This window comes from Nocardiopsis alkaliphila YIM 80379 (assembly GCF_000341005.1).
GTDB lineage: Bacteria > Actinomycetota > Actinomycetes > Streptosporangiales > Streptosporangiaceae > Nocardiopsis > Nocardiopsis alkaliphila.
In genome coordinates this window covers 1-6285 of sequence record NZ_ANBD01000106.1, presented here as the reverse complement: position 1 = coordinate 6285, position 6285 = coordinate 1, and the positions used below count along the sequence as shown (strand labels likewise).

Annotated in this window: 8 protein-coding genes; 6 read left to right on the top strand and 2 right to left on the bottom strand. The window is 66.2% G+C overall.

Features of this window, described 5'->3' with window-relative positions:
- On the bottom strand, positions 1 to 302 hold a 302-nt coding region (locus tag D472_RS26800; RefSeq protein WP_239642981.1), incomplete at its 3' end, for a thiamine-phosphate kinase.
- 151 nt (positions 303 to 453) lie between these two features.
- On the opposite strand from D472_RS26800, the gene D472_RS0115525 reads away from it, so the two are divergent.
- Both D472_RS0115525 and D472_RS0115520 read left to right on the top strand, forming a co-directional pair.
- Complete coding sequence (locus D472_RS0115525; protein WP_017605397.1) at positions 454 to 687, top strand: Lrp/AsnC ligand binding domain-containing protein; 234 nt, start codon at positions 454 to 456, stop codon at positions 685 to 687.
- A 33-nt stretch (positions 688 to 720) separates the two neighbouring features.
- Positions 721 to 1179, top strand: a complete 459-nt coding sequence (locus D472_RS0115520; protein WP_026117728.1) for a DUF3515 domain-containing protein — start codon at positions 721 to 723, stop codon at positions 1177 to 1179.
- 89 nt (positions 1180 to 1268) lie between these two features.
- Here the strand turns inward: D472_RS0115520 and D472_RS0115515 are convergent, their stop codons facing one another.
- On the bottom strand, positions 1269 to 2018 hold the full coding sequence (locus D472_RS0115515; RefSeq protein ID WP_017605395.1) for a DUF3105 domain-containing protein: 750 nt from the start codon (positions 2016 to 2018) through the stop codon (positions 1269 to 1271).
- Between the two features lie 89 nt (positions 2019 to 2107).
- Between D472_RS0115515 and D472_RS0115510 the strand changes: the two genes are divergently transcribed.
- From D472_RS0115510 to D472_RS0115495, 4 genes are all read left to right on the top strand, one after another.
- Positions 2108 to 2842, top strand: coding sequence for a DUF305 domain-containing protein (locus tag D472_RS0115510; RefSeq protein ID WP_017605394.1), 735 nt, complete (start codon positions 2108 to 2110; stop codon positions 2840 to 2842).
- 201 nt (positions 2843 to 3043) lie between these two features.
- Positions 3044 to 4489, top strand: coding sequence for a cytochrome ubiquinol oxidase subunit I (locus D472_RS0115505; RefSeq protein WP_017605393.1), 1446 nt, complete (start codon positions 3044 to 3046; stop codon positions 4487 to 4489).
- 12 nt (positions 4490 to 4501) lie between these two features.
- Positions 4502 to 5539: a cytochrome d ubiquinol oxidase subunit II gene (gene cydB / locus D472_RS0115500; protein ID WP_017605392.1), complete on the top strand. Its 1038-nt coding sequence runs from the start codon at positions 4502 to 4504 to the stop codon at positions 5537 to 5539.
- Positions 5540 to 5673: 134 nt separating this feature from the next.
- A partial coding sequence (locus D472_RS0115495; RefSeq protein ID WP_017605391.1) for an ABC transporter transmembrane domain-containing protein occupies positions 5674 to 6285 on the top strand: 612 nt, incomplete at its 3' end.

Genomic DNA, 6285 nt, shown 5'->3' with positions numbered 1-6285 from the left:
GGCAGGTCGGGCGGAGCCGCGAAACCGATGAGCATGCCGGTGGGCCGCGCCCCCATGGCCACGACGTCGGCGTAGTTCTGTGCCACCGCACGGTGTCCGACATCGCGGGCGCTCGACCATTCCCGTCTGAAGTGACGTCCTTCGACCAGCAGGTCCGTGGTCGCGACCGTACGCCCATCGGGCGCGGCGACCACCGCGGCGTCATCGCCCGGCCCGAGGATTACATCGTCCGTCCTGGGGAATTGGCTCGTCACACGTGTGATCAGAGCGAACTCACCCAGGCCCCCAATGGTGTTCGACACAAGGATCAGGGTACGGTGACCGCTCCGACGCAGTGGTCTGGACCCGGTGGTCAAGCCTCCTCGTTCGTCTCCCGTTCCTGATCGGCCGCGCCCGGACCGGAAGGCGACCGCTCTCGGCTCACACCCGACATGGCACGAAGGAGTAGACAATATGATGCAGGCGTACATTCTGATTCAGACCGAGGTCGGTCAGTCGGCCGAGGTCGTCGAGCGTGTCCGCGGTATCCAAGGGGTCGAAAAGGCGGACGACGTCACGGGGCCCTACGATGTGATCGTTCAGGCCGAGGCCGAGGACATCGACGCCTTGGGTACCCTCGTGGTCGCCCGTATCCAACGCCTCGAAGGCATCGCCCGGACACTGACCTGCCCCATCGTCAACATCTGATAGGTCGACCACGTCGACGGAGCGAGGTTGTTCGTGCTGAGACGGTACGTCGGGACGGCGATCACGGTCGCTTTGTTGACGGCCGGTTGCGGTCAGACCGTTCACATGCAGACCTTCGAGGCGCAACCGAACACCGCCGAACCCTGCGCGGCCCTCGTCGCGGACCTGCCGGACACGCTCCTGGGAGCGGACCGCGCCACGATCCAACCCGAGTCGCACGTCATGGCGGCCTGGGGCGACCCGCCCATCGGTCTGCGCTGTGGGGTGCCCCGTCCCGCCGGGCTGGAGATGGACTCGACCTTGCGTGAGGTCGACGGAGTGGCCTGGTTCCCACAGCCGCAGGACGCTCCGAGCATGTACACCGCGGTCTACCGTGAGGCCTATGTGGAACTTTCCATCCCCGCGTCGTACGGGGCGCCCGCAGCCGCGTTGACGCAGGTGGGCGAGCTGATCGACGAACACCTTCAAGAACGCCCCGACCCCGGCGTCTGACCCTTTCGCGTGGTCGGGGGCGGAAACGGTGATCGCTTCCGCCCCCGACTCCCACCGGGACGCAGCGGGTCGGCCGGTGCCCGAAACCTCTATTCCTCGTCCTCGGTCGCTTCGTCGTCGGTGTCCTCGTTGTCGGTGTCCGCGCCTTCCTCGTCGCTGTCCGCGTCCTCCAGGGCCTCGGCCTCTTCACCGGCCGCCTCGATCTGCGCCTCGACCTGGGGCTGGGTCTCCGCGACCGCGCCCGAGCAGGAGGCGCCCGGTTCGGGAACGTCGGTACCGCGCTCGTAGAGTTGCACGAAGCGGCCGAGGTTCTCGTCGTCGGCGTTGTCCACGGTGATCTGGCGGCCCCAGCTGGAGGCGACGATCGGCCCGTCCATCTCACCTTCGTAAGGGGTGATCAGCAGGTAGTCGCCAGGGTTGTAGAAACCCTCCAGCGCGTCCACCTCTTCTTGCGGCAGCTCGGGGTCGTAGTTGATCCAGACCGCGCCGTGCTCCAGCGCGTGGACTCCGAACTCCGGCATGACCGGCTCGGGGTAGACGCCGCAGTTCTGCCAGCTGCTCCAGTGCTGTCCACCGACCGGCGGGGACTGCTCGTAGTCCACGCGCTCACCGGTGGGAACGTGGTTGTACACGTCGATCTCGTACTCCGCGACACCCTCGATGTCGCGGCTGCGCATCTCCATGAAGATCGCCGTTCCCAGAAGACCCAGGACCGCGGCTCCGGCCACACCGGCGCCGGCGATCTTGAGGGCTTTGTTGCGGCGTTCCTTCTTACGCTGCGCCTCCCGCAACGCGGCCGCGCGGGCGCGGCGCTCTTCCGCCTTCGACTTCTTGGCCACTGGGACTCCTGGGGTACATGTGGTCGAACAAGACTTTCCTATCCTCTACTTTGTCAGCAGAGTCAGGCGATTTGACCAAGGTGGTTCGAATGGGGCAACTGGCCGGAGCTTCCTCCGGTGACGACGGCGGTGTCCAGGAGTCGGCCCACGAGGACGACACGACGTTGCCGCCGGGTTTCTCGCACGGAACCGCCGGCAAGGACTCCAAGCCGTTGACACAGCGGCCCGTTCCTTTGTGGATGGCCGTGATCTTGATCGCGTTGGCGCTGGTCACCGGCTTCCTCCTGGGACGTCCCTCCTATCCGTTGGACACCAGCGCGGACGCCGGTTTCCTACGGGACATGAGCGCTCACCACGCCCAGGCCGTGGACATGTCGATGGTCATCCTCGACAAGACCGACGATGAGGAGCTGCACACCGTTGCCATGGACATGGCTCGCACCCAACAGGCCCAAATCGGCATCATGCAGGGCTGGCTGATGACGTGGGGGCTGCCCGCCCGGGCCTCTGAACCCCCCATGACCTGGATGGAGGGCCACGACCACAGTCACGGTGGCGGCAGTGCCGAGGGCGAGGTCCCCGAGACCATGCCCGGCCTGGCCACCCCCGAACAGCTCGCGGCGCTGGACGAGGCCGAGGGTGAGGAAGCCGAGGTGTTGTTCCTCGAGTTGATGATCGACCACCACCTGGGTGGGATCGAGATGGCCGAGGCCGAGGTGGAGTTGGGCCGTGAGGACCTCGTGGTCAACCTGGCGCAGGGCATGATCAACGCCCAGGAGTCCGAGGTGGAGAACATGGAGCGGCTGCTGGAGCTACGCGACTGACCCCTCCCGCCGACGCTGGTCCTTGCGCTTCACCCTCGTGCCGCAAGGCGGCCGTGAGGTCACCGAACACGACGACGGCGCGCCCCGATTCGGGGCGCGCCGTCGTCGTGAGTCCCGTTTCACAGGCCCCCGGGGGCACTACGACGGGATGTAGCACTACAGTTTGTAGTACTACCGAAGGTCGGTTCCTGAGAGGCATGCATGGAAGCTCTAGACCTGGCGCGATGGCAGTTCGGGGTCACCACGATCTACCACTTTCTGTTCGTGCCCTTGACCATCGGACTATCGTTCATCGTGGCCGTCCTCCAGACCTTCTGGTACCGAACCGGACGACACGAGTACCTTCAGGCCACCCAGTTCTTCGGCAAGCTGTTCCTGATCAACTTCGCCATGGGCGTGGTCACCGGCATCGTGCAGGAGTTCCAGTTCGGCATGAACTGGAGTGAGTACTCCCGCTTCGTCGGCGACGTCTTCGGAGCGCCGCTGGCGATGGAGGCCCTCTTGGCCTTCTTCTTGGAGTCCACCTTCATCGGGTTGTGGATCTTCGGCTGGCACCGCCTCCCCCGCGGAGTCCACCTGGCCTGCATCTGGATGGTCGCCATCGGCACCAACCTGTCGGCCTACTTCATCCTCGCCGCCAACGCCTGGATGCGCCATCCCGTCGGTTACCAGATCAATCCCCAGACCGGACGAGCCGAACTCAACGACATCTGGGCCGTGCTCAGCAACGACCAGGCCTGGTCCACCTACCTGCACACGGTCTCGGCCGCCTTCATCACCGCCGGACTTTTCGTGGTCGCGGTCAGCGCCTTCAAGCTCTGGCGCAACATCAGCCACAACGACACCGGCGAGGTCGGCGTGGTCCCGCCCAAGCGCGACTTCGCGCTGTTCCGCTCCACCCTCAAGGTCGGACTGGTCTTCACCCTCCTGGCCGGGGCTCTCACCATCTTCTCCGGTGATCACCAGGCCAAGCTCGCAGCCGAGTACGAACCCATGAAGCTGGCCGCCGCCGAGGCCCTGTGGGAGACCGAGGAGGGCGCCGCCTTCTCCACGTTCGCCGTCGGCGACACCGAGGAGCGGTACAACCCCATCGACGTCACCGTTCCCAACGTCCTCAGCTTCCTGGCCACCGGGCACTTCGATGGCGAGGTGCACGGCATGAACGACCTCCAAGAGGCCTACGAGGAGTACTACGGCCCCGGTGACTACGTCCCCAACGTCTTCGTCGTCTACTGGTCCTTCCGACTGATGATGGGCCTGGGGCTGTTCGGTGTGGCCATGGCCGCCCTGGGATTGTGGCTGACCAGGGACAAGGAGCGCCTGCCCCGGAACAAGTGGTTCTACCGTGGTGCGATCGCCGCACTGCCCGCCGCGCTGGCGGCCAACATCTTCGGATGGGTGCTCACCGAGATGGGCCGCCAACCCTGGACCGTGCACGGCGAGCTCCTCACCGCCGACAGTGTCTCCCCCGGGGTGAGCCTGGGCACGGTCGCGATGAGCCTGGGCATCTTCACCGCGGTCTACGGCCTCCTGTTCGTGGTGGAGGTCGGATTGCTCTGGAAGTACGTCAAGAAGGGCCCCTCCCACCTCGTTCCCGACCTGGAGAAGGACGAGGACGAGTCCCAGATCCCGCACTTCAGCTACTAGGAGCCAACGACCATGGAACTGGCCGTCATCTGGTTCGTCGCCATCGCCATCCTGTGGATCGGGTACTTCTTCCTGGAGGGATTCGACTTCGGGGTGGGCACCCTGCTGCCCTTCATGGGCAAGCGCAACTCCGTCGACCGTCGGGTCGCCATCAACTCGATCGGCCCGGTCTGGGACGCCAACGAGGTATGGCTCCTCACCGCCGGCGGTGCCATGTTCGCCGCTTTCCCCGCCTGGTACGCGTCCCTGTTCAGCGGGTTCTACGTGCCGCTGTTCATCATCCTCATCGCGCTCATCCTGCGCGGTGTGGCCTTCGAGTACCGGGGCAAGCGCGACGACGCCAAGTGGCAGGACCGGTGGGATCGGGCGATCTTCTTCGGCAGCGCCGTCCCCGCCTTCCTGTGGGGCGTGGCCTTCGCCAACATCGTCCGTGGTGTGGCCATGGGGCCCGACCACATCGTCACCGCGTCCCTGTTCGACCTGCTCAACCCCTACGCCTTGCTCGGTGGACTGACCACACTGTCCCTGTTCACCCTGCACGGCGCCGTCTTCTTGACCCTCAAGACCGCCGGGCCGGTCCGTGTCCGAGCCCGACGAGCCGCGACGTACGCCGCGTGCTTCGCCATCCCGGCCGGCGCCGCCTTCCTGCTGTGGACACAGCTCGCCCATGGGAAGCCATGGACCCTACCGCTCGTCCTGATCGCCGCCGCGGCGCTGGTGGGCGGGGTCGTGGCGGTCCACTTCCGCAAGGAGGGGTGGTCCTTCGTCGCCACGGGCCTGGCCATCCTGGCCTCGGTGACCACACTGTTCGGCTCGCTGTTCCCGAACGTTCTGCCCTCCACCACCGACCCGGCGTTCAGCCTGACCGTCGCCAACGCGTCCTCCGGCGACTACACGCTGACCGTCATGACCTGGGTGACCGTGGTGTTCTTGCCCATCATCATGGGCTACCAGGCATGGAGTTACTGGGTCTTCCGTAAGCGGGTCACCGGCGAGCAGATCACCGGCGCCACCGTCGCCGGAGGGGACACGCCCCAACAGGTCTCCTGAGCCGACACCGATCCGATTCCGTACCCCTTGCCCCCGCCATCGCCCCGGGGGCGAGGGGTACGGCGCTCTCCAACGCCTTCGTCACGATGTCGAGGGCACGTCCACACCGACCGAGCAGACGAGGTCTCCCGCGTATGAAACCGCTCGATCCGCGCCTGGTCCGGACCGCGAGCGCGGTCCGGACCCACCTGGCCGTCACCGTCGTCAGCGGTGTCCTCATCACCGGTCTGATCCTCGCCCAGGCATGGCTGTTGGCCCGTATCATCACCGGGGCCTGGGCCGGGGAGGGCGTGGACGTCCTCGGTGGGATGATCGCCATGGTCGCCGCCGTGGCCGTCGTCCGCGCGTTGCTGTCCTACCTCGCCGAGACCTCCGCCCTGCACAGCGCGGCTCGGACCAAGTCGCAACTGCGCCGCAGGCTCGTCGCACACGTGACCGGATCGGGCAAGGTGTGGTTGGCCCAAGGCGGGGATCGCCAGGACGGATCACCCAAGGCCGGTGAACTCCTCACCTTGACCACGCGTGGTCTGGACGCCCTCGACGAGTACTTCTCCCGTTACCTGCCCCAGCTGGTCCTGGCCGCGATCGTGCCGGTGGCGGTCCTGACGGTGGTGTTCTGGGCCGACTGGATCTCCGGGGTCGTCATCTTGGTGACCTTGCCGTTGATCCCCATCTTCATGGCGCTGATCGGTATGCACACCCAACAGCGCACCGAACGACAGTGGAAGCTCCTGAGCCGCCTGGGC